This window comes from Maricaulis virginensis (genome assembly GCF_027922185.1).
GTDB lineage: Bacteria > Pseudomonadota > Alphaproteobacteria > Caulobacterales > Maricaulaceae > Maricaulis > Maricaulis virginensis.
In genome coordinates, this window is the sequence record NZ_BSFE01000010.1 from 32,047 (window position 1) to 54,797 (window position 22,751).

Annotated in this window: 24 protein-coding genes; 14 read left to right on the forward strand and 10 right to left on the reverse strand. The window is 66.2% G+C overall.

Annotated elements, in window-relative coordinates; translation table 11 throughout:
• The first annotated feature begins 45 nt into the window (after positions 1-45).
• From PKE71_RS14455 to rsmA, 3 genes are read left to right on the forward strand one after another with little or no spacing between them, the layout of a single operon-like run.
• Positions 46-1,326 (forward strand): peptidylprolyl isomerase, encoded by a 1,281-nt coding sequence (locus PKE71_RS14455; protein WP_271187703.1) that lies wholly within the window; start codon positions 46-48, stop codon positions 1,324-1,326.
• Positions 1,326-2,333, forward strand: a complete 1,008-nt coding sequence (pdxA, locus tag PKE71_RS14460; RefSeq protein ID WP_271187704.1) for a 4-hydroxythreonine-4-phosphate dehydrogenase PdxA — start codon at positions 1,326-1,328, stop codon at positions 2,331-2,333. Before PKE71_RS14455 ends, pdxA begins: the two co-directional genes overlap by 1 nt.
• Positions 2,330-3,187, forward strand: a complete 858-nt coding sequence (rsmA, locus tag PKE71_RS14465; RefSeq protein WP_271187705.1) for a 16S rRNA (adenine(1518)-N(6)/adenine(1519)-N(6))-dimethyltransferase RsmA — start codon at positions 2,330-2,332, stop codon at positions 3,185-3,187. The genes pdxA and rsmA overlap by 4 nt, the downstream gene beginning before the upstream one ends.
• 12 nt (positions 3,188-3,199) lie before the next feature.
• Here rsmA and gmk read toward each other — a convergent pair whose 3' ends face one another.
• The 7 genes from gmk to fabD form a co-directional block, all read right to left on the reverse strand.
• A complete protein-coding gene (gmk, locus tag PKE71_RS14470) occupies positions 3,200-3,859 on the reverse strand; it encodes a guanylate kinase (RefSeq protein WP_271187706.1) in 660 nt (219 codons plus the stop codon).
• The gene (locus PKE71_RS14475; protein ID WP_271187707.1) at positions 3,849-4,724 is read right to left on the reverse strand and encodes a YicC/YloC family endoribonuclease; all 876 of its coding nucleotides are present in this window, start codon (positions 4,722-4,724) and stop codon (positions 3,849-3,851) included. Before PKE71_RS14475 ends, gmk begins: the two co-directional genes overlap by 11 nt.
• Positions 4,724-5,767 (reverse strand): endolytic transglycosylase MltG, encoded by a 1,044-nt coding sequence (gene mltG, locus PKE71_RS14480; RefSeq protein WP_271187708.1) that lies wholly within the window; start codon positions 5,765-5,767, stop codon positions 4,724-4,726. Before mltG ends, PKE71_RS14475 begins: the two co-directional genes overlap by 1 nt.
• Positions 5,768-5,787: 20 nt before the next feature.
• Positions 5,788-7,071, reverse strand: coding sequence for a beta-ketoacyl-ACP synthase II (gene fabF / locus PKE71_RS14485; protein ID WP_271187709.1), 1,284 nt, complete (start codon positions 7,069-7,071; stop codon positions 5,788-5,790).
• A 10-nt stretch (positions 7,072-7,081) separates the two neighbouring features.
• Positions 7,082-7,318 carry an acyl carrier protein gene (locus tag PKE71_RS14490; RefSeq protein ID WP_271187710.1) on the reverse strand — a complete coding sequence of 79 codons (237 nt, stop codon included), beginning with the start codon at positions 7,316-7,318 and terminating at the stop codon, positions 7,082-7,084.
• 160 nt (positions 7,319-7,478) lie between these two features.
• A complete protein-coding gene (gene fabG / locus PKE71_RS14495; RefSeq protein ID WP_367277651.1) occupies positions 7,479-8,216 on the reverse strand; it encodes a 3-oxoacyl-[acyl-carrier-protein] reductase in 738 nt (245 codons plus the stop codon).
• The gene (fabD, locus tag PKE71_RS14500; protein ID WP_271187712.1) at positions 8,216-9,169 is read right to left on the reverse strand and encodes an ACP S-malonyltransferase; all 954 of its coding nucleotides are present in this window, start codon (positions 9,167-9,169) and stop codon (positions 8,216-8,218) included. Before fabD ends, fabG begins: the two co-directional genes overlap by 1 nt.
• Before the next feature lie 255 nt (positions 9,170-9,424).
• On the opposite strand from fabD, the gene rpsF reads away from it, so the two are divergent.
• From rpsF to PKE71_RS14555, 11 genes are all read left to right on the forward strand, one after another.
• Complete coding sequence (gene rpsF, locus PKE71_RS14505; protein ID WP_271187713.1) at positions 9,425-9,778, forward strand: 30S ribosomal protein S6; 354 nt, start codon at positions 9,425-9,427, stop codon at positions 9,776-9,778.
• A gap of 14 nt (positions 9,779-9,792) precedes the next feature.
• Positions 9,793-10,047 carry a 30S ribosomal protein S18 gene (rpsR, locus tag PKE71_RS14510; RefSeq protein ID WP_138510340.1) on the forward strand — a complete coding sequence of 85 codons (255 nt, stop codon included), beginning with the start codon at positions 9,793-9,795 and terminating at the stop codon, positions 10,045-10,047.
• A gap of 14 nt (positions 10,048-10,061) precedes the next feature.
• Positions 10,062-10,697, forward strand: coding sequence for a 50S ribosomal protein L9 (gene rplI / locus PKE71_RS14515; RefSeq protein ID WP_271187714.1), 636 nt, complete (start codon positions 10,062-10,064; stop codon positions 10,695-10,697).
• A 140-nt stretch (positions 10,698-10,837) separates the two neighbouring features.
• Positions 10,838-11,269: a hypothetical protein gene (locus PKE71_RS14520; RefSeq protein ID WP_271187715.1), complete on the forward strand. Its 432-nt coding sequence runs from the start codon at positions 10,838-10,840 to the stop codon at positions 11,267-11,269.
• 242 nt (positions 11,270-11,511) lie between these two features.
• Complete coding sequence (locus tag PKE71_RS14525; RefSeq protein ID WP_271187716.1) at positions 11,512-12,999, forward strand: replicative DNA helicase; 1,488 nt, start codon at positions 11,512-11,514, stop codon at positions 12,997-12,999.
• Positions 12,980-14,092, forward strand: a complete 1,113-nt coding sequence (alr, locus tag PKE71_RS14530; RefSeq protein WP_271187717.1) for an alanine racemase — start codon at positions 12,980-12,982, stop codon at positions 14,090-14,092. Before PKE71_RS14525 ends, alr begins: the two co-directional genes overlap by 20 nt.
• Before the next feature lie 64 nt (positions 14,093-14,156).
• Positions 14,157-15,533 carry a DNA repair protein RadA gene (gene radA / locus PKE71_RS14535; protein WP_271187718.1) on the forward strand — a complete coding sequence of 459 codons (1,377 nt, stop codon included), beginning with the start codon at positions 14,157-14,159 and terminating at the stop codon, positions 15,531-15,533.
• 11 nt (positions 15,534-15,544) lie between these two features.
• Positions 15,545-16,189 (forward strand): CvpA family protein, encoded by a 645-nt coding sequence (locus PKE71_RS14540; protein WP_271187719.1) that lies wholly within the window; start codon positions 15,545-15,547, stop codon positions 16,187-16,189.
• Positions 16,186-17,667: an amidophosphoribosyltransferase gene (gene purF / locus PKE71_RS14545; protein ID WP_271187720.1), complete on the forward strand. Its 1,482-nt coding sequence runs from the start codon at positions 16,186-16,188 to the stop codon at positions 17,665-17,667. The genes PKE71_RS14540 and purF overlap by 4 nt, the downstream gene beginning before the upstream one ends.
• On the forward strand, positions 17,664-18,380 hold the full coding sequence (locus PKE71_RS14550; protein WP_271187721.1) for an SDR family NAD(P)-dependent oxidoreductase: 717 nt from the start codon (positions 17,664-17,666) through the stop codon (positions 18,378-18,380). Before purF ends, PKE71_RS14550 begins: the two co-directional genes overlap by 4 nt.
• A gap of 70 nt (positions 18,381-18,450) precedes the next feature.
• Positions 18,451-18,930, forward strand: a complete 480-nt coding sequence (locus PKE71_RS14555; RefSeq protein ID WP_271187722.1) for a GNAT family N-acetyltransferase — start codon at positions 18,451-18,453, stop codon at positions 18,928-18,930.
• Between the two features lie 37 nt (positions 18,931-18,967).
• Here PKE71_RS14555 and der read toward each other — a convergent pair whose 3' ends face one another.
• From der to PKE71_RS14570, 3 genes are all read right to left on the reverse strand, one after another.
• On the reverse strand, positions 18,968-20,467 hold the full coding sequence (gene der / locus PKE71_RS14560; protein WP_271187723.1) for a ribosome biogenesis GTPase Der: 1,500 nt from the start codon (positions 20,465-20,467) through the stop codon (positions 18,968-18,970).
• 68 nt (positions 20,468-20,535) lie between these two features.
• Positions 20,536-21,912: an outer membrane protein assembly factor BamB family protein gene (locus PKE71_RS14565; RefSeq protein ID WP_271187724.1), complete on the reverse strand. Its 1,377-nt coding sequence runs from the start codon at positions 21,910-21,912 to the stop codon at positions 20,536-20,538.
• On the reverse strand, positions 21,905-22,678 hold the full coding sequence (locus tag PKE71_RS14570) for a tetratricopeptide repeat protein (protein ID WP_271187725.1): 774 nt from the start codon (positions 22,676-22,678) through the stop codon (positions 21,905-21,907). The genes PKE71_RS14565 and PKE71_RS14570 overlap by 8 nt, the downstream gene beginning before the upstream one ends.
• Positions 22,679-22,751: the final 73 nt, after the last annotated feature.

Genomic DNA, 22,751 nt, shown 5'->3' on the forward strand with positions numbered 1-22,751 from the left:
CCGAGTTTGAGTAATGTTCCGCGCCGAACCGAAATGCGATTGCTTATGACCGCCAAGAACTTCGTCTTCGCCCTGTTTGCCGCCCTGACGGTATTGCCCGCCATGGTGCTTGCCGGTGGTGCACACGCCCAGTCGACGACGGAGGGCGTAGCCGCGCTCGTCAATGACGAACCGATCACCACGGTCGATGTGCGCAACCGGATGCGTCTGATCATCTCGACCTCCCGCATGTCACAGATCGACGAGCAGACGCTGGCGCGGGTTCAGGACGAGGCCCTGCGCGGCCTGGTCGACGAGCACCTGCAGATGCAGGCGGCCCGGGAATATGAAATCGAGATCGAGGACGCGGAGATCAACAACGCCCTTCTCGACCTCGCCAGCCGCAACAATGCGACCATCGACGAGATCCTGGCGGATCTGGAAAGCTCGGGCATCGATGCCTCGACCCTGCGCAGCCAGATCGAGGCGGAAATCGCGTGGCAGATCCTGGTCAATGGCCGTTACGGCTCGCGTATCCGGATTTCCGAACAGCAGATCGAGCTGGCACTGGACCGTCTGGTCGCCAGCGCCTCCCAGCCGCAATTCTACATCTACGAGATGTTCTTCGAAGTACGCCGCCCCGGTCAGGAGCAGGCCACGCTGCAGCGCGTGATCGCAGTCATGAACCAGCTGCAGCAGGGCGCGTCCTTCCCGGAACTGGCGCGGCAGTTTTCCGATGCGAGCTCGGCCGCGGCCAGTGGCGAGATCGGCTGGGTTGCCCTGTCCGAACTGCAGCCGGAAGTCGCCGCGATCATGCCGCAGATGCGCCGGCAGTTCGAGCAGTCCGGCGGCCGTGGTGCCCTGTCCAATCCGGTCCAGGTTCCCGGTGGTTTCATGGTCATTGCGCTGGTCTCCGTGCGCGACGGCACGACCTCCCTGCAATACGATCTCGTACAGATCACGATCCCGCAAAGCGCCACCCAGGACGATACGCGCAGCCGCCTGCAACGGGCCTTGTCCGACAATCCGCAGTGTGACGCCAGCCAGGCTGTGGCCGACCGTTTCGACGGTGCCATCCACACGCCCCTCGGCAGCATCGGTGCGGACGCCATGCGCGACGAGATCCGTCTGGCGCTCGAACCGCTCGATGCCGGCGAAAACACCGGCGTGCTCGATACGCCGGCCGGCCTGACAGCGCTGATCGTCTGCGACCGCTCCATCACCGGCCCCGGCGTCCCCAGCCGCGACGATGTCGAGTCGCAGCTGCGCGGCCAGCAATTGTCGCTGCTCTCGCGCCGCTGGCTGCGCGATCTGCGCCGCGACGCGACCATCGAGATCCGCGAGTGATGACACCGCGCTCACCCATCGTCGTTTCGATGGGTGATCCGGCCGGGATCGGCCCCGAGATCATCCTGAAGGCCCGGGCCGAGCTGGGTACATCCATTCCGCTGCTCGCCCTTGGAGACCCTGGCGTTTTCGCAAGCACCGCCGCCCGGCTCGGCCTTCCGGGGCCGGCCGTTATCGACGCTCCGGACGCACAGCTTCCCGGCGACCGTCTCGCCGTTCTCGCCACGCCGCACACCTGTTCCGCACCGGTCACGCCCGGCCAGCCCGATGCAGCGCATGCGCGCGCGGTCACGTCCGCAATCGAGACCGGCGTAGCCCTGTGCCGCGACGGCAAGGCCTCGGCCCTGGTGACCGCGCCCATCTCCAAGGCCGTGCTCTACGACGCCGGCTTCAGCTTTCCCGGTCACACCGAATATCTCGCCGAGCTGACCGCCGAGGCTCCCGTCGAGGGCCCGCGCGGCCCCGCCATGATGCTGTCCGGCGGCGGACTTCGCGTGGTTCTGGCGACCATCCACCTCTCCCTGCGCGACGCCCTCGAAGCCCTGACGGCCGAGCGGATCGCCGGGATTGCCCGCCTGACCCATCACGCCCTCATCCACGATTTCGGGATTGCCGCGCCGCGGCTGGCCCTCGCGGGCCTCAATCCGCATGCAGGCGAAGGCGGGGCGCTGGGCCGCGAGGAGATCGAGATCGTCAATCCCGCAGCGGCCGCCCTGCGCGCCCAGGGGATCGACATCACCGACGCCCTGCCGCCCGACACGATGTTCCATGCCGAGGCCCGCGCACAATATGATGCCGCGGTCTGCCTCTATCACGATCAGGGCCTGATCCCGGTGAAAACGCTGGACTTCCATGGCGGGGTGAACATCACGCTGGGCCTGCCGATCGTGCGGACCTCGCCGGATCACGGCACCGCCTTCGCGATTGCCGGTCAGGGCGTGGCGCGGCCCGACAGCCTGATCGCGGCGATCCGCCAGGCCGCAGAGATTGCAGAGCACCGCGGATGAGCCTCGACGCCCTGCCCCCGCTGCGCGATGTCATCGCTGCCCATGGCCTGGGCGCCAACAAGGCGTTCGGCCAGCACTTCCTGCTCGACCTCAACCTGACCGGCAAGATCGCCAGCCTGGCCGGCGACATGTCGGCAGCCCATGCCGTCGAGATCGGTCCCGGGCCGGGCGGGCTGACCCGCGCCATCCTGGCCGCGGGTGCGAAAACCCTGACCGTGATCGAGAAGGACAGCCGCTTCCTGGGCGCGCTGGGCGAGATCGGTACGGCCAGCGGCGGCCGTCTCGACATCATCGAGGCGGACGCGCTCAAGGTCGACGAGGACGCCAGCCTGCCGCGCGACGGCGCGCGGATCATCCTGTCCAACCTGCCCTACAATGTCGGCACGCTGTTGCTGATCAAATGGCTCGAAGCGGAGCCGGTGTGGTGGTCGCGCGCCGTGCTGATGTTCCAGCGCGAGGTCGCCGACCGTGTCGTCGCGGCGCCGGGCACGAAGGCCTATGGCCGCCTCGCCGTGATCTCCCAGGCGCGCTGTGAGGTGCGTATGGGGCTGAAAGTGCCGGCCCGGGCCTTCACCCCGCCGCCCAAGGTCGACAGCGCTGTCGTGGTGCTGGATCCGCTGCCGGACGACAAACGCTTCGCCGATGTCGAGGCGCTGGGCATCGTCACCGCTTCCGCCTTCGGCCAGCGCCGCAAGACGCTGCGCCGCAGCCTCGCCCAGGCCGCCGGACAGACAGGCGCCAGCGCAGAAGACCTGCTGACCGCGGCCGGCATCGATCCGGGAGCAAGGGCAGAAACGGTGGATGTGGCCGGGTTCCGGCGGCTGGCCGAAGCCTGGCGTGCCGCGAAGGGCTGAGGCCCCTATCGCCTATTCTTCATCCATGATCGCGTCGACGAAATCGTCGAGCCAGGGATGGCGGGTGCGCTTGAGACGTTCGGCGTGCAGGATCAGGCTGAGCTTTTCCAGCGCGCGGGCGAAGTCGTCATTCACGATGATGTAGTCGTATTCGTGCCAGTGCGAGATCTCGTCCTTGGCGCGGTCCATGCGGCCCTTGATGATCTCCGGCGTATCCTGGCCGCGCTTGCGCAGACGCTCTTCCAGCAACGCCAGCGAAGGCGGCAGGATGAAGACACGCACCGTGTCTTCCGGTGCCTGTTCGGCGATCGCGCGGGCGCCCTGCCAGTCGATGTCAAAGACCACGTCGCGGCCTTCTTCCACGGCATCCATCACCGGTGTTTTCGGCGTGCCGTAATAGCGGCCGAACACTTCGGCCCATTCAAAGAACTCGCCCTCGGCCGCCTTCGCCTTGAAGGCGTCGACGGACATGAAGTGGTAGTCCTGGCCATCGACCTCGCCCGGGCGCGGATCGCGGGTCGTCGCCGACACGGACAGAATGACATCGGGGTTCTGGCTGATCAGGCGCTTGGACAGCGTCGTCTTGCCCGCCCCGGACGGGCTGGACAGTGCCAGAAGAACGCCCCGGCGGCGGCCGCGGAAAATCGGTCCGGTATGGCCGTCACTCGACATTCTGTACCTGCTCCCTGAACTGATCGACGGCGTTCTTGATCGCCAGGCCGATCTGCGTGAGTGAAGAATCGGAAGACTTGGAGCATAGAGTGTTCGCTTCGCGATTAAACTCCTGCGACAGGAAGTCCAGCTTGCGGCCGGTCGGCGAACCGGCAGCCAGCAGCTCGCGCGCCGAGGCGATATGCGCCACCAGCCGGTCCAGCTCCTCGCGGACATCCATCTTCACGGCCAGTGCGGCGGCTTCCTGGGCCAGCCGGTCTTCCGGCAGATCGCCCTCGATCAGCTCGGCAAACCTGGTGGCCAGGCGGTCGCGGATCGTGTCGATGCGCACGGCCGCACTCGCAGCGGCCTCGCGGGTGAGCTGTTCGATCGTGTCGATATGGCCGCTCAGCACGGTCTCGAGCGTGCGCCCCTCATCGCGGCGGGCCGCCTGGAGCGCGTCGAGCACGTCCGCGAGCCCGTCCAGCAGGGCCGCGTCCAGCGCCGGATCTGCGGCCTGGTCCTGCGGGCCGCCCAGCGTGCCGGCGAGTGCCACCAGCCCCTCGAAGCTCGGCCTGGCGATCACGCCGCGTTCGACATAGGGCGCCGCCGCCGCCAGCAGGGCGTCGATCCGGGCGGTGTCGATATCCAGTCCGGAACCGGACGCGTCGCGCTTGAGGGTCAGGGTCGCCTGCACATTGCCGCGCGTGAAGCGGGCCTTGGCAAGATCGCGCGCCTTGGCTTCCAGACGGTCATGGCCGGGCGGAAAACGGAAACGGGCCTCCAGCCCCTTGCCGTTGACGCTGCGCGCCTCCCAGGTCCAGCGCCAGTCGCCCGTCACGCCCTCGCAGCGGGCAAACCCCGTCATGCCCGAGAGCACGCCCATCACCGCCCCCCGTTCGAGCGGCGCTCGCGCTCGATACGGCGCCACTGCGCGACATTGCGCAGGTGCTGGGCATAGGTGTCGGCAAAGACATGACCGCCCGTGCCGTCGGCGACGAAGAAGAGCGCGCTGGTCTCGGCCGGATTGAGCACGGCGGCCAGGGATTCGCGCCCCGGATTGGCGATCGGCGTCGGCGGCAGGCCGGCGATCTGATAGGTGTTCCAGGCGTTTCCGGTATTGTCGATTTCCGACCGGCGCAGGCCGCGGCCCAGCGGCTCGCCGCGCGAGATGCCGTAGATGATGGTCGGATCGCTCTCCAGCCGCATGCCCCGGCGCAGACGGTTGACGAAGACGGAGGCCACTTCGGGCCGTTCGGACGCGATACCCGTCTCCTTCTCGACGACCGAGGCCAGGATGATGGCTTCCTCCCGCGTATCGAAGGGCAGGTTTTCCGCGCGGGCCGGCCACAGCTCGTCGAGCAGCGCTGTCTGGGCAGCGGCCATGCGATCGATGACGTCCTGGCGCGAGGTGCCGCGTGTGACCAGATAGGTCTCGGGCAGCAGCGTGCCTTCGGCGGGGATCTCGGCAATCTCGCCGGTCAGCACCTCGACCTCGTTGAGCACGGCCACGATCATCGCGCTGGTCAGCCCCTCGGCAAAGGTCACCGGGTGCTGCACGGTCTGGCCGGAGCGCAGGAGTTCGTAGATCTGGGCCATGGAGGCACCGGCGGGGATGCGATACTCGCCCGCACGCAAGGCCCGGTCGCCCTCGTCCAGGGTGACGGCAATGCGGAAGATGCGGCGATCGGTGATCACACCCTCGTCTTCCAGCTGCTGGGCGATGCGGATCAGCCCGGCGCCGCGCGGCAGGAGGACAACGGTCTCTTCAGCGGCCGGGCCCGGTTCGGCGAACTCGGCCTCGAACCATTTATAACCGCCATAGAGCGCGCCCAGCGCACCGAGCGCCAGCACAACGAGAACCACCAGCAATCCGGTAAAGAATTTCGCCAGCCCGTTTCCGGACTTTGGCGCAGGCGTCTCGCTCATTCACATTTCCCCGACAGGCGTCACTCTGCGGCGACGAATACCACGGACGCGTTGGTCCCGCCGAATCCGAAGGAGTTCGACAGGGCGGCGCGGACCGGCTTTTTCACGGCAGCCTTGGGCGCCAGATTGATCGCGGTCTGAACCGACGGATTGTCCAGGTTCAGCGTCGGCGGGCAGACACCGTCGCGGATCGCCAGGATCGAGAAGATCGATTCGACCGCACCGGCCGCGCCCAGAAGGTGGCCGATCGCCGATTTGGTCGATGACATGACCAGCCCGCCGGCGCTGTCACCGAACAGGCGTTCGACAGCCCGCAGCTCGATCTCGTCGCCCAGCGGCGTCGAGGTGCCGTGCGCGTTGACATAGTCGATATCGCCCGGCGCGAGCCCGGCATCCTTCAGCGCGGCGGACATGGAGCGGAAACCGCCATCCCCATCCTCGGCCGGCGCCGTGATGTGATAGGCATCGCCGGACAGGCCATAGCCCTTCACTTCGGCGTAGATCTTCGCGCCGCGCGCCCTGGCGTGCTCATAGTCTTCCAGCACGACAATGCCGGCCCCCTCGCCCATGACGAAGCCGTCGCGGCCGGTGTCATAGGGGCGCGAGGCCTTTTCCGGCGTGTCGTTGAAACCGGTGGACAGTGCCTTGCAGGCGACAAAACCGGCAATGCCCAGGCGGCAAACGGCGGCTTCCGCACCGCCGGCTACCATCACGTCGGCATCGCCGCGCGCGACCAGGCGGGCTGCATCGCCGATGGCATGGGCGCCGGTCGAACAGGCCGTCACCACGGCGTGGTTCGGCCCTTTCAGGCCATGACGGATCGACACCTGGCCGGAGACCAGATTGATCAGCATGGCGGGAATGATGAAGGGAGAGAGGCGCCGCGGCCCCTTCTCGTGCAGATCGATCGAGGCCTGGTAGGTGGTCTCCAGACCGCCGATCCCCGACCCGATCATGACGCCGGTGCGCTGCTTTTCGTCTTCCGTCCCGGGGGTCCAGCCGCTGTCGGCAATCGCCTCGTCGGCAGCGGCAATCCCGTAGAGGATGAAATCGTCGACCCGGCGCCGGTCGCGGGCGCTCAGGACGTCGTCGGGATTGAACACCCCGGCATCGCCTTCACGGCCGCCGCCGCGTCCGTCGCTGCGTGGAACAAGTCCGGCGATCCGGCAGGCCAGATCGTCCGTTTCGAAATGTTCGATCGGACCCAGCCCCGACTGACCGGCGAGAAGACGTTCCCAAACGACTTCCCGCCCGCAGCCCAGCGGCGTGACGAGCCCGATACCTGTGACAACGACGCGACGCATGAAGGGGTCGTTAGCCCACCTTCTCGGAGATGAACTTCACGGCGTCGCCGACCGTCTGGATGTGTTCGGCGGCATCATCCGGAATTTCGATGTCGAACTCTTCTTCGAACGCCATCACCAGTTCGACATTGTCCAGGCTGTCAGCGCCCAGGTCGTCGATGAAGCTCGCATTCTCGGTGACCTTTTCGGCCTCGACATCGAGATGTTCGACAACAATTTTCTTAACGCGCTCGAGAACGTCAGACATTTCAGACCCTCATAATGAATCACCGCGAGACTATAGCGGTGCAGGAGAAGACGGGAAGTGCCCAATTACAAGGCCCCTCCCCAAGATGCGCGGGCACGTAGCACACATAATGACGGGACGCCAGAATGTGACACCGTGTCCGCAGGCTCGGATATTGCCGCTAGATCATCGCCATACCGCCATTCACATGAACGGTCTGGCCGGTGACATAGTGGGCTTCGGAACTGGCGAGATAGACCACGGCGGCGGCAATGTCGTCGCCCGAGCCCAGATCGCCGGCAGGAATTTTCGTCAGGATCGCCGCCTTCTGGTCGTCGGTCAGCGCGTCGGTCATCGGCGAGGCGATGAAGCCCGGCGCGACACAGTTCACCGTCACGCCGCGCGCGGCGACTTCCTGGGCCAGCGACTTGGAAAAGCCGATCATGCCGGCCTTGGAAGCACAGTAATTGGTCTGGCCCGGATTGCCGGTGACGCCGACGACGGAAGTGATGCCGATGATGCGGCCCCAACGCGCCTTCATCATGCCGCGCAGGGCGGCACGGGACAGGCGGAAATAGCTTTCCAGATTGATACGCATCACCGTGTCCCAGTCCTCATCCTTCATGCGCATGAGGAGCTGGTCCTTGGTGATACCGGCATTGGCCACCAGGATGTCCAGCGAGCCCATCGCCTCGGCGGCCTGCTTGGGCAGGGCGTCGACGGCTTCGGCGTCGGACAGGTTGCAGGGCAGGACATGGGTGCGCTCGCCCAGCTCGCCGGCGAGCTCCTGCAGCACGTTTTCGCGCGTGCCGGACAGCGCAACGGTCGCGCCCTGGGCATGCAGCTTGCGGGCAATCGCATTGCCCAGACCGCCGGTGGCACCGGTCACGAGGGCAGTCTTGCCGGTAAGATCGAACATCATGCGTTCTCCTTGAGAGCCGCCGCGAAGGCTTCCAGATCGTCGGCGGAATTGAGGGCAACGCCATCGGCGTCCTTGGTGGTGCGCTTGAGCATGGTGGTCAGCACCTTGCCCGAACCGGCCTCGGCCAGCGTAGCGACGCCCGCCTCCTCGACCATCCACAACACACTTTCGCGCCAGCGCACGCGGCCGGTCACCTGTTCGACCAGCTGACGGCGGATCGTCTCGACATCGTCGGTCGGACGCGCGGTGACATTGGCCACCACCGGCACGACGGGCGCCTTGATCGTTGCTGCGGCGAGCGCTTCGGCCATCGCATCGGCGGCCGGCTGCATCATCGGGCAGTGGAAGGGCGCGGAGACCGGCAGTTTCATCGCCTTTTTCAGGCCCAGCTCGCCGGCCCTGGCGATGGCGGCATCGATGGCCGCCACGGATCCGGAGATCACGATCTGGCCCGGTGCATTGTCATTGGCGATCGCGCAGACACCCGCCTGGGCGCCGGCGGCGACAGCCTGGGCCGCGAGGTCCTCGTCGGCACCGAGAAGCGCCGCCATCGTGCCCTCGCCCACCGGCACAGCCTTCTGCATGGCCTGACCGCGCAGCTTGAGCAGTTTCGCGGCATCGCTGATGGACAACGCGCCTGCAGCCGCCAGGGCCGAATATTCGCCAAGACTGTGACCGGCGACGAATTCGGCGGCGTTGACGTCAACGTCAAACTCGCTTTTCAGCACCGCCATCACGGCCAGGCTGGCGGCCATCAGGGCCGGCTGGGCGTTCTCGGTGAGGGTGAGCTCTTCGATGGGGCCATTGGCCATCAGGCCCGACAGGTCCTGGCCCAGCGCCGCATCGACTTCGTCCAGCACCGCCTTCGCGCTGGCAAAGCGCTCCGCGAGTTCCTGGCCCATGCCGACGGCCTGGCTGCCCTGACCGGGGAAGACAAAGGCAAATTTCATGGAGTATTCCCTTCCCGACTCTCAAATGGCCGATCTGTCCGGGTTCGCTCGATACCTCCTGCGGGAGGCCGCGCGCAAGGGCGCTTGCGCCTTGCGCTGTGCATTCAATTCGGGTATGGCCCGCGCTTCGCCTGGTTGCGGTCCGTTCTTCCGGTCGATCCTGCATGGTGCAGGGTCAGGGATTTCGGAGCCGCCGCAGACCTGCCCGACCCTTCGGCATGGTGTGCGCCGCAACCGCTTATGAAGGGAGCCGACATGGCACTTTACGAGCACATCTTCATTGCGCGTCCGGACATTTCCCCGGCGCAGATGGAATCTCTCATCGAAGAGACCAAAGCCCTGATCGAAGAGAAGGGCGGCAAGACCGGCAAGACCGAATACTGGGGTCTGCGCAACCTTGCCTACCGCATCAACAAGTCCCGCAAGGGCCATTACGGCCTGATCGACATCGACGCCCCGGCGGATGTCGTTGCCGAACTGGACCGTATCCAGCGCCTGTCCGAAGACGTGATCCGTCACATGACGGTCCGTGTCGAGGACCACAGCGAAGAGCCGTCCGCGATCCTGTCCAAGAAGGACGATCGTCGCGGCCGTCGCGAGCGCAGCTAGAAAGGACTTAACAGATGTCTTCCGGAAACATTTCCAACCTGCCGGCACGCCGTCCGTTCATGCGTCGCCGCAAGGTCTGCCCGTTCTCCGGCGAAAACGCGCCGAAGATCGATTACAAGGACCCCAAGCTGCTGCTCCGCTACATGTCCGAGCGCGGCAAGATCGTGCCGTCCCGCATCACCGCGGTTTCGGCCAAGAAGCAGCGGGAACTGGCCCGCGCCATCAAGCGCGCCCGCCAGCTGGCCCTGCTGCCGTACGTGGTCGATTGAGGGAGGACTGACATATGAAACTGGTTCTCCTTGAACGCGTGGAAAACCTTGGCGCCATGGGTGACGTTGTCTCCGTGCGTCCGGGCTTCGCCCGCAACTTCCTGCTGCCGCAGGAAAAGGCGCTGCGCGCCACCGAAGCCAACCTGGCCCGTTTCGAAGCCGAACGCGAAGCGCTGGAAAAGCGTAACGCCGAACGCGCTGCGGAAGCGGCCACGGCTGGCGAAACGATCGATGGCGAAAGCTTCATCATGATCCGCCAGGCCGGCGAGAGCGGTCAGCTCTACGGTTCGGTCACCTCCCGCGATATCGCCGACATCGTGTCGGCCAGCGGCACTTCGGTTGCCCGTTCGCAGGTCGTGCTGAACTCGCCGATCAAGACGCTGGGCGTCCACGATGTGCGCATCAAGCTGCACGCCGACGTCTCCGTGACGGTGTCGATCAATGTCGCCCGTTCCGAAGAGGAAGCCGAGCGCCAGGCCGCCGGTGAAGACGTGATCGCGGCCCAGGCCGACGAAGATCGCGCCATCGCCGAAGCCCAGGCCGCGGCCCTGTTCGAAGCCAGCGAGGAAGGCCAGGAACTGGCTGCCCAGCAGGCTGCGGAAGCCGAAACGGCCGGCGACGAAGCCGAGACCGAGGAAACCGAGCAGTAAGTCCTGCAGGTTCCCGAGTTTTCAAAGGGCGGTCCGCCGGGCCGCCCTTTTTCTTTTGCTGTCGCCAATCCGGAAGATGCACGCTAGCGTATCAAATTGTAGGGGATGGCCGGACCTGCTTCCGTGCCGAGTAGACGCGAATGGGTTTTCCGGTTGTTTTCCGTCTCGTCGAGCGCTGGCTTGGCGTGATCCTGTGTTTCCTGCTCGCCCTGTCGCAGGGCTATTTCATTCTCGGCCTCTACGTGTTCTCGGTCGACGAATATGTCGATCTGGAACCCAATGTGACGTTCGAGGACGTGCGGCCGGTGATCGAATGGCCGCTGGAAACGGCGATCATCATCGCCTTTGCCGGCGCGGCGCTGGCCACCGTGCTGGCCATATTGAGATCCCGCTGGGCTTTTGCCGCCATCCTCGTGCACTTCATTGCGGCGAAAACGGCCTGGGTGCTGTCGACCTTCCTGCCCTATTATGACGGCGGTGCGATCGGCGCCTGGCTGACCGTGATCCAGATGGTCGCCATTGTCCTGATCTTCCGTACGACCACGCCTTTCCGGTCCCGGCCCGTCGCGTAACAGTCGCACTGTGGATAACCCGGCCGCGCAACCCCTTGTTTTCCCGCTCCTGAAACTCTCCTGCCCCAACCGTCAACACCATGACAGGCAAGGCGCACTTAACGTTATCCACAGCCATCAACAATCGTTAACGCCGACCGGGCCGACAGCTGCATCTGACAGTGTTCGACAGTGGTCACGGGCGATCCGGACCGGTATTGATCCGCTCTTCGCCTGCGGGCGAGGTACAGGGGACAACCGGAATGACCACCGCGCTGCAGCCGTTCGTCGAGAACGGCTCCGAGATTGCCGATGCCGATACGGCGCCGCACAACCTGGATGCGGAGCAGGCGTTTCTGGGTGCGCTTCTGTATGACAACGAGATGTATCACCGGGTCGCGGACTGGCTGAAGCCGGCGCATTTCTACGACCCGGTCCATGGCCGCATCTACGAGACGGCGGCCGATCTGATCGGCCGCGGTTCGCTGGCCGACGCCGTGGTTCTGAAAACCCAGTTCGACCGCGATGACGGGCTGCGCGAAATCGGCGGCACGACCTATCTCGCCGTGCTGATGGAAGGCGCGGTGACGGGCAATGCGGCCGTCGAGTACGCCAAGATCATCTACGAGCTGGCACTGCGCCGCGAACTGATCCGTATCGGTCACGATCTGGCAAATGCCGCCAGCGCCGATGCCGATGTCCAGGCCCGCGCCCTGATCCAGGACATCGAGCAGCAGCTCTACAATCTGGCCGAGGAAGGCTCGGCCTCGCGCGGCTTTGTCAGCTTCAAGCAGGCGCTGGCGGAATCGGTGGAGACCGCCTCGGCGGCCTATGAGCGCGAAGGCGGTCTGGCCGGTATCTCCTCGGGCCTGAAAGAACTGGACCGCAAGCTGGGCGGGCTGCACCCGTCGGACCTGATCATCCTCGCCGGCCGCCCCTCGATGGGCAAGACCTCGCTGGCGACGAATATCGCGTTCAACATCGCCAAGGCCTACCGGTACGAGGAACAGCCCGACGGCACCCGCAAGACCGTCAATGGTGGCGTCGTAGGCTTCTATTCGCTGGAAATGTCGGCCGAACAGCTCGCCACGCGTCTGATCGCCGACCATACCGGCATTCCCGGCTACATGATCCGCCAGGGCACGATCGATGCGGCCCAGTACGAGGACATCCGCGACGGCGTGCTCGAGATCCAGGGCCTGCCGCTCTATATCGACGACACCGGCGGCCTGCCGATTTCCGCCCTCGCCGCCCGGGCGCGGCGCCTCAAGCGCACGCATGGCCTCGACCTGATCGTGGTCGACTATCTGCAGCTGGTTACATCCTCGCGCGCCCGTGCCGGCGCCAGCCGGGTGGAAGAGGTTTCCGAGGTCACCCAGAATCTCAAGGCGCTGGCCAAGGAACTCGCCGTCCCGGTGATCGCCCTCTCGCAGCTGTCGCGCCAGGTGGAAAACCGCGACGACAAGAAACCGCAGCTGTCCGACCTGCGGGAATCGGGCTCGATCGAGCAGGATGCTGACGTCGTGCTGTTCGTTTACCGGGAAGCCTATTACAAGGAACGCGAGAAGCCGCGCGAAGACACGCCGGAATATCTCGCCTGGGAAGAAGAGTTCCGCCGGATTGAGAAAGTCGCTGAAGTCATCATCGGCAAGCAGCGTCACGGCCCGATCGGATCGGCAAAGCTCCACTTTGATGGCATGCTGACGAAGTTCACCGATCTCGAGACCCGCTATGACGACGAGTCCGACTGACACACGCGCCGAACCCGCTCCGCGCCTGATCATCGATCTGGCGACCATCCAGCAGAATTACCGCAAGGTGCGCGATCTCGCGCCCGGTGCCGAGGCCGGCGCGGTGATCAAGGCCAACGCCTATGGTCTCGGCGCCATGGAAGTGGTGCCGGCCCTGGCCGATGCCGGCTGCCGCACCTTCTATGTCGCGCATACATCGGAAGGCCGCGAGGCCCGTACCGCGCTCGCCGGACGCCCGGCCGACATCTATGTCTTCAACGGGTTCTGGCCGGCCGAACTGCCGGCGCTGCGCGACGCCGAACTCTTCCCGGTGATCAATGAGCTCGCCCAGTTGGAACAGCTGCGCGAACAGGCGCCGGACCTGCCCTGCGCCCTGCATTTCGACACCGGCATGAACCGTCTGGGCCTCGGCCCGGAGGAGACCGACGCGCTGATCGCGAATCCCGCGCGGCTGGATGCGATCGATGTGCGGCAGATCATGAGCCATCTCGCCTGCGCCGACGAGCCGGTCTACCCGCTCAATGCGCGGCAGCTGGAACGCTTCTCCCGCATCCGCGAGGCCTTTCACGGCATTCCCGCCTCACTGTCCAATTCGGCCGGTATCCTGCTGGGGCCGGACTATCATTTCGACGTGCTGCGCCCCGGGCTCGCCCTGTTCGGCGGGGTTCCCGCGCCCGGCTATCCCTCGCCCTTCGAGCCGGCGGTCGAGATCGATGCCCCCATCCTGCAGATCCGCACGCTGCGGCCCGGCGACACGGTGGGCTATGGCGCAACCTTCACGGCCGACACGCCGCGCCGCATCGCGACGGTCGCGGCCGGCTATGCCGACGGGCTGCTGCGCGCTTTCGGCAATGGCGGGTTCGGCCGGATCGGCGAGACCCGCGTGCCGATCCTGGGCCGGGTCTCGATGGACCTGATCGGTGTCGATGTGACCGATGTCGACAGCCCGCTCACGCCGGGGCATCCGGTTTGCTTCCTCGGCGGCGATATCGAGGACATGGCCGACAGCGCCGCCACCATCTCCTACGAATTCCTGGTCCGCCTGGGCCTGCGTTTCCACCGCATCTACAAGCCGGCTGCCAGACGGCGCTGACCCCGGACACATTCTGTCATCCTCCCCTGCTTGACTGTGCGCAAACAGAAGGAGACACACCCACATGGCCCGATCCGATAGCGTCTATGTCTGCCAGTCCTGCGGTGCCGTCCATTCCAAATGGGCGGGCAAGTGCGATGATTGCGGCCAGTGGAACACCCTGGTCGAGGAAGCCGCATCCGCGCCCCTGGGCACACAGGCAACCGCTCCGAAGAAGCGCGGCCGCGCGGCCCGGCTGGAACTGGTCGATCTCGGCGCCGAGACCCCGGAAACGCCGCGCCTGCGCTCGGGGATAGACGAGCTGGACCGGGTCGCGGGCGGCGGGCTGGTGCCCGGCTCCGCCATCCTCGTCGGCGGCGATCCCGGCATCGGCAAGTCGACGCTCCTCCTGCAGATGATGGCGCAGCTGGCCAGCCAGAACACGCGCGCGATCTACATTTCCGGCGAGGAGGCGATCGACCAGGTGCGCCGCCGCGCCCGCCGGCTCGGCCTGGCCGATGCACCGGTCGCGCTGGCGGCCGAGACCTCGCTCAACGACATTCTGGACGGGCTGAAATCGGAAAAGCCGGACATCGTCGTGATCGATTCGATCCAGACGCTGTGGACCGACCAGCTGGCGGCCGCGCCGGGCACGGTGGCCCAGGTACGCGCCTGCGCCCAGGAACTCGTACGCTTCGCCAAGAAGCGGAACTGCACCGTCATCCTGGTCGGCCATGTCACCAAGGATGGCCAGATCGCCGGGCCCCGCGTGGTCGAGCACATGGTCGATGCAGTGCTCTATTTCGAGGGCGAGCGCTCGCACCAGTTCCGCATCCTGCGCGCCGTGAAGAACCGCTTCGGACCGACCGACGAGATCGGCGTGTTCGAGATGGGCGACAAGGGGCTCGGCGAGGTCGCCAACCCCTCCTCGCTTTTCCTGGATGGCCGCGCCGAGGCCAATCCCGGTGCCGCGGTCTTTGCCGGCATGGAGGGCACGCGGCCCGTCCTGTCGGAGATCCAGGCCCTGGTCGCGCCCGCCGCCTTCGGCACGCCGCGCCGCGCTGTCGTGGGCTGGGATTCGGGGCGCCTCGCCATGGTGTTGGCCGTGCTGGAAGCGCGCTGCGGCGTCAACATCTCCAATCGCGACATCTTCCTCAACGTCGCCGGCGGGCTGAAAATCACCGAACCGGCCGCCGATCTGGCTGTTGCCGCCGCGATTGTCTCCTCGGCCATGGATGTGGCACTGCCGGGCAAGGGTGTCGTTTACGGAGAAATCAGTCTTTCAGGCGATGTTCGTCCCGTCGGACGCTCTGAGGCCCGGCTGAAGGAAGCTGCAAAGCTCGGTTTCGATTCGGCCATCGCGCCCCAGGCCGCGGCCGACGGTAACGCACCCGTGCGGGTGCATGGCGTGGCCACGGCGCTCGAATTGGTGCAGACTTTGCGGGCTCTGGCGGGAGAGTAGGAGTTGCAGGGATGGATGGAGCTCTGAGTGCCTTCGACGGGATCGGCCTCGCCATCCTGTTGATTTCCGGCCTCCTGGCGCTGGTGCGCGGCTTTGTCCGCGAAGCCCTGTCGGTCACCGCCTTCGTCGCCGCCTCGCTTGCCGCCCTCTGGAGCCTGCCGGTTTTCATCGGCCCGGCCCGCGAGATCATCGATCCGGACTGGCTGGCACCTGTCGCTGTCGGCGCAGCCGTCTTCATCCTGATCTATCTGGCCGTGACCTTCGTGACGAGTTCCCTGTCCAGGGGGCTGGCCAAGGGCGAGGATGTGAATGTGGTCGATCGCACGCTGGGCTTCGCGTTCGGCGTCGTGCGCGGCCTCGTCCTGCTCGGTCTCGGTGTGATCTTCATGGCTGCAACGATGGGTGAAAGCGGACGCCCGCCGGCCTGGGTGACCCAGGCGCGCATCTATCCGCTGGTCGGCGCGACGGCCCGGGCCCTGCAGACACTGGCTCCCGAGACTTCGCGACTGGCCGAGACCCGTCCCCTGCCCTATGGCGAGGACGACCCGATTGCAGAAACAATAAGAAATAATGACAGCTCCTATGGAAGCCGCGACCGAAACCGACTAGATGACCTCATCGGTTCGACCACGGATGACCAGGACGAGGACGGATGAGCCAGGCCAACCCCCAAACTGCCACGCTCACTTACGATCCCGAGACGGATCGCCCCCAGGAAGAATGCGGCGTTTTCGCCGTCTACAATGCGGTAGATGCCGGTGTCCTCACTGCGCTCGGGCTTCACGCCCTGCAGCATCGTGGACAGGAAGCCTGCGGCATCGCGACCCATGACGGGTCGCGTTTCCATATCGAGCGCTATCTCGGCCTTGTCGGCGAGAACTTCACCTCGCCGGACATGCCGCAACGCCTGCCGGGCAAGGTCGCGATCGGCCATGCGCGCTATTCCACCCAGGGCGCGTCGGTGCTGCGCAATGTGCAGCCGCTTTATTCGGACGTGCGCGGCGGCGGTATCGCGCTTGCCCACAACGGCAACCTGACCAATGCCCGCGTCCTGCGCGAAGAGCTCGTCAGCCACGGCGCCATCTTCCAGTCGACCTCCGATTCGGAGGTCGTGCTGCACCTGGCCGCCCAGTCGAAGAAGACCAAGCTGACCAATCGCGTCCTGCAGGCGCTGAAACAGGTCCAGGGCGCCTTCGCTTTCGTGGCGCTGGTCAATGACCGCCTGATCGCGGCGCGCGACCCCTATGGCATCCGGCCCCTGGTGATGGGCACGCTGGGCGATGCGGTGATCTTCGCCTCGGAAACCTGCGCGCTGGACATGGTCGGCGCGAGTTTCGTGCGCGATATCGAGCCCGGCGAAGCCGTGGTGGTGAGCGAGGACGGCATCCGTTCCGAACGCTTTGCCCCGGCCCATCCGGCCCGGATCTGCGCCTTCGAATACATCTATTTCGCCCGCCCCGACTCGATCATCGGCGGCCGTTCCGTCTACGAGGCCCGCAAGCAGATGGGCCGCCAGCTGGCGATGGAAACCCCGGCCGATGTCGATGTCATCGTGCCCGTGCCGGACAGCGGCGTGCCGGCCGCGATCGGCTATTCGGAAGCTTCCGGCATACCCTTCGAGCTGGGCATCATCCGCTCGCACTTCGTGGGCCGCACCTTCATCCAGCCGACCCAGGACCGGCGCGACCTGTCGGTCCGCCGCAAGCACTCGGCCAATGCCGCCGTGGTGCGCGGCAAGCGCGTCCTGCTGATCGACGACTCGATCGTGCGCGGCACGACCTCGCTGAAGATCGTGCGCATGATGCGCGAGGCCGGTGCGTCCGAAGTGCATTTCCGCTCGGCCTGCCCGCCGATCAAGTTCCCGGACTTCTACGGCATCGACATGGCCGGCCGGGCCGAACTGATCGCCGCCAACATGGACCTCGACGAAATGGCTGCCAAGCTCGAGGCGGACAGCCTCGGCTTCCTGTCGGTCGACGGTCTCTACCAGGCCGTCTGCGGCGAAGCGCGCAATGACGCCAACCCGCAACTCGCCGACCACTATTTCACCGGCGAGTACCCGACGCGTCTCGTCGACCACGACCGGGACCTCTCGGCCAAGGAATTCCAGCTCTCGCTTCTGGTGGACGCATGACCGACATCGATCTGAAAGGCCGCCTCGCTCTCGTCAGCGGGGCCTCGCGGGGTATTGGCCGGGCTCTGGCCCTGGAACTGGCCAGGGCCGGCGCCCATGTGATCGCCACCGCCCGCACGCAAGGCGCCCTGGAAGAGCTGGACGACGCCATCAAGGCCGCCGGCGGAACCACGACGCTCGTGCCGATGGACCTGATGTCGGAAGACGGGATCGAACAGCTCGGCCAGATCGTCACCGACCGTTGGGGCAAGCTGGACATCATGATCGCCAATGCCGGTGCGCTGGGCGAACTGACACCGGCCGCCCAGGTGAAGGCGAAGACCTGGCAGAATGTGCTGGGCGTGAACCTGGTCGCGCCGGCACGCATGATCCGCGCCTTCGAGGGCCCGCTGCTGTCGTCGGATGCCGGCCGCGCCGTCTTCATCTCCTCGGGCGCCGCCAGCTCGCGCCGGGCCTTCTGGGCGCCCTACGCGGCCGCCAAGTCCGGCCTCGACGCCCTCGCCCAGTCCTGGGCTGCCGAGCATGTGAATTCGCCCAGCCTGCGCATCAATGTCGTCTATCCCGGCGCCATGCGTACGCGGATGCGCGCCAAGGCCTTCCCGGGCGAGGATCCCAATTCCCTGCCGGAACCGGCAGCCCTGTGGCCGCTGGTCGCCGAGCTGGTCGGTCCGGACTGTGCCCGCCACGGCGAAATCGTGCGGTTCGAGGGTTAGCGCTCAACTTGCCGTGAGAGCCTGACGCACCGGCTTCCCGTTGCCCCCAAGCCGGTGCTAGCTGGGCGGCATGTCTCAGCGTCCCGACATCACCTTCACACGCCTGACCAAAATCGCGCCGGACGCGATCCTGGCCCACATGTCCGATCCACGCCTGGCCGAGCACATGCCCCTGCTCAAGGGCGGTTGGGACATGGACGCCTGCACGGCCTTCATCGCCGCCAAGGAGGCGTGCTGGGCACGCGACGGGCTGGGACACTGGGCGATCCTGGCAGACGGGCGCTATGCCGGCTGGGGCGGTTTCCAGAAGGAAGGCGAGGACTGGGATTACGGCCTGGTGCTGCGGCCGCAGGATTTCGGTCTCGGCCTCGCGATCACCCGCAAGGCCCTCGCCTTTGCCCGCGCCGATGCGCGCATCCCCTATGTGACATTGCTGCTGCCCCCCTCGCGCCGTCACATGCGCGGTCTGGAGCGGCTGGGAGCGGAGATGACAGGCGAGGTCACCTATGAGGGCGAGGTGTTCCGCAAATACCGGCTGGAAACGCCCTGAGCGCCTTGCGGGATCGGCCGGCTATGTCTTCTTCCCGTCAGCTGCGCTTGCGCGGTCCGGCCGCCTTGCCCGGCTTGCCGGCTTTCTTGACCGATCCGGGGGCGCCCTTGGGCTTCTGACGGATGCGCGGCATGCTGGCCCGCGCCGGCGCTCCGGCCCGGACCGGCGCACTGCCGCCACGCTCGCCATCGGCGTAAGGGTTCTTGCCCGCTTTCACGATCAGACGGATCGGCACGCCGGGCAGATCGAAGGCCTCGCGCAATCCGTTGACCAGATAGCGCTTGTAGCTTTCCGGCAATTCGCTGGCGCGCGAGCACATCATCACGAAAGTCGGCGGACGGCCCTTGGTCTGGGTGATATAGCGCGGCTTGACGCGGCGGCCATTGACCGAGGGTGGCGGATGCCGCTCGATCATCTCGTGCAGCCAGTCATTGAGATCCCGGGTCTTCACCTTGGCATCCCAGTCGGCATGCAGTCGCGACAGGGCCGGCATGATCGTCTCCAGCCCCTTCTTCTTCAGGGCCGAGATCGGCAGGATCGGCGCGCCGGTCATCTGCGGCAGCAGGCGCTCGAACTCGGTCTGGATATCCTTGATGAAGGCGTCGCGCTGGTGCACGAGGTCCATCTTGGAAACGGCGATGGCGACCGCGCGGCCTTCCTTGTAGGCCATGTCAGCCAGGTGCAGGTCCTGCTTTTCCAGCGGGTGGCCGGCATCGACGATCAGCAGCACGACTTCGGCAAACTTCACCGCGCGCAGCGTGTCGGCCGCGCTCATCCGCTCCAGCCGGTCATTGACCTTGCCGCGCTTTCTAAGACCGGCCGTGTCGTGCAGCCGCACCCGGCGGCCGTCCCACATCCAGTCGATCGAGATCGCGTCGCGGGTGATCCCGGCTTCCGGGCCGGTGATCAGGCGTTCCTCGCCGATCAGCGCATTGATGAGCGTCGACTTGCCCGCATTCGGACGGCCGATCACGGCGATCCGCAGCGGCGGATCCTCGCTGTCATCACGATAACGCTTGGCATCACGGGCCATGTCGCCCAGACCGGTCTCGACAGCGTCATAGAGATCGCCGATACCGCCGCCATGGGCCGCCGACAGGGGAACAGGCTCGCCCAGGCCGAGGCCGTAGGAGTCCATCAACCCGCTCTCGCCGAACCGGCCTTCGCACTTGTTGGCGACCAGCACGACCGGCTTGCCCGAGCGGCGGATCACATCGGCAAAGCTCTTGTCCAGCGGCGTCACGCCGGTACGGGCATCGATCAGGAAGAGGCAGAGATCGGCATCCTCGAGCGCGATCTCGGTCTGGGTGCGCATTTCGGCGTCCAGGCCGGCCTTCTCGCCATCGTCATAGCCCGCCGTGTCGATCAGCAGGAGTTCCATGTCGCCCAGCCGGCCGCGCGCCTCGCGACGGTCACGCGTAACCCCTGGGCGATCGTCGACGATCGCCAGCGGTTTTCCGGCCAGCCGGTTGAACAGGGTGGATTTACCCACATTGGGCCGTCCGACGACGGCGATGCGGGGAAGATATGCAGTCATTGGCGAGCGCCTAGAGCAATTTCACACGGAATGAAATCACAAAAAGCCGCTGGATGCCCGATTTGCCGTTAGCGGATCGCGATCAGCCGCGCCTCGTCGGTGAGCACATAGATGGTCTCGTTGGCGATGACCGGCCCGATGAAAACGTCGTCACGCAGATCCATCTCGCGCAGCACCTCGCCATCATAGGCATTCAGCACCACGCCCTGGCCATTGCTGGACGCCACGAAGACACGGCCACCGGCGAGAACGGGGCCCGTCCAGGCAATCCGGTCCCGGCGCTTGTTCGGGTTCTCGAACAGGTCGAGCTGCGTCATCCAGAGCACAGAGCCGTCGCGCCGGTCGAGGCAGACGATCTCGGCCTCGTTTGTGGTGACGAAGAGATAGTTCCCGGCCACCCAGGGCGCCTGCGAACCGCCGGCGGGCTGCGTCCAGACGCGTTCGCCCGTACGCAGCGAAATCGCGACGAGAAGGCCGGAATGGCTCATCGCATAGACGGTGTCTTCCATGATGACCGGGCTGCCGGCGAGATCGTTGATCTCGGACACAGCGGTCAGACGGGACGAGCCGGACAGGCTGTCCGACCAGATCGGATTGCCGTTCTGCACACGCAGTGCGATCAGCTCGCCCGAAGCGAAGGGCGCAATGACCAGATCGCCCAGCACGGCCGGGGACGGCGCGGTCAGCAGACGGGCCGTCTCGACGATGCCCGGATGGGTCCACATGACGGTACCGTCATCGGCGTCGAGGGCCAGAAGCTCGTTATTGTCGCTGGTCACGAAGACGCGGCCATCGGCCACGGTCGGCGCCCCGTGGAAGGGGACAAGCACATCGCTGCGCCAGATCTCGTCACCGCTCCCGGCATCCAGCGCCACGAAGTAGTTGTAGCCGGAATGGGCGTAGACACGGCCGCCATCATAGGCCACGCCGCCGCCAAAGGACATGCGGTCGCGCCGGTTGGGGCCTTCCAGGCGCGTCGACCAGAGACGGCTGCCGCTGTCGGCATCGTGCGCGAAAACCACGCCGTTCGCGTCGATCGTGAAGATCCGGCCATCGGCGACGACCGGCCGCGCGTTGATACGGCGGTCATTGTCCGAACCCTGACCGAAGCTCTGGCGCCAGGCCACTTCGAGGGGGCCGCTGGCCTGGGTGTGCTGCAGGGCGTGGGTCGGATAGCCATCCGGTTGCGGCCAGACCTGATTGACGTAGGCGGTCGGCAGTTCCACCGGCGCCGCCTCCGTGTCGAGCTGGAGGCCCTGCTCGAACGTCATGATCGAGACGCGGTTATCTTCCGGCGCCACGCCGTTGAGATCCTCCTCGTCGTCATTGCCGATACCCGGGATCGCGTTGAGCGGATTGGGAATGTCCGGGATCGACGAACAGGCCGCCAGCGGCGCGATCAGCGCCACGGCGAGAAGATTACGGATACGCTCGACACTATTCATCGCCTGGCTCCCCGGCGTCATTTTCATCATCGCCGGCCGGTGCCGGTTCTTCCGCCGCGTCGCCCGCAGGCGCGCCGGCTTCCGCTTCACTGTCAACGGCTTCCGCCGGGGCCTGCGTGGCCGACCGGCTCGCGATCACCGCCAGCGCTTCCTGGGCCCGTTGCCGCACACCCTGCGGTGCGTCGAAGCCGAAGCTGATCAGCTGGTAGGTCTCGCGGGCGCGTTCGAGATTGCCATCGCGCAGCGCTGCCGCAGCGATCGCCTCACGCGCCAGGAAGCGGTAGGGCGAGGTATCGCCGGTCAGCGGCGTCAGGCGGATCTCGATATCGTTGAAGCTCAGCGCATCCCACCGGGCCCAGACCGACTTCAGCGTGGCCAGGTCGCGAATGACAGGATCGGACGCCTGGCGGGCCGCCCGGTCGAAGAAACCGGCAGCCGCTTCACGATCGCCCTCTTCCAGCGCGACCGAACCGCGCTGCAGCAGCGCCAGTTCCGGATAGCCGCCGACGCCGTCCTCGGCGAGCGTCTCGAATCCGGTCGATGCCAGGGAATAATTGCCGGCCTCGGCCGCACGCAGCGCGGACACATAGGCATCGGACGACGCCTCCTGCTGTGCCGTACGCCAGGCGTTCCAGCCCTGGTAACCGGCCGCACCGGCGATGATCGCCAGCGCGCCGCCAAGCACCCAGGGGCCGTACTTGCGCAATAGATCCTGATACTTGTCGCGGCGAAGTTCTTCGTCGACTTCTTCGAAAATATCGACCACGTCGATGTGGCTCCGTCGTTCTTGTGCCCATGCCTAAAGATTTGCGCGGGACCCTAGCCTTACCCGCGCCGGG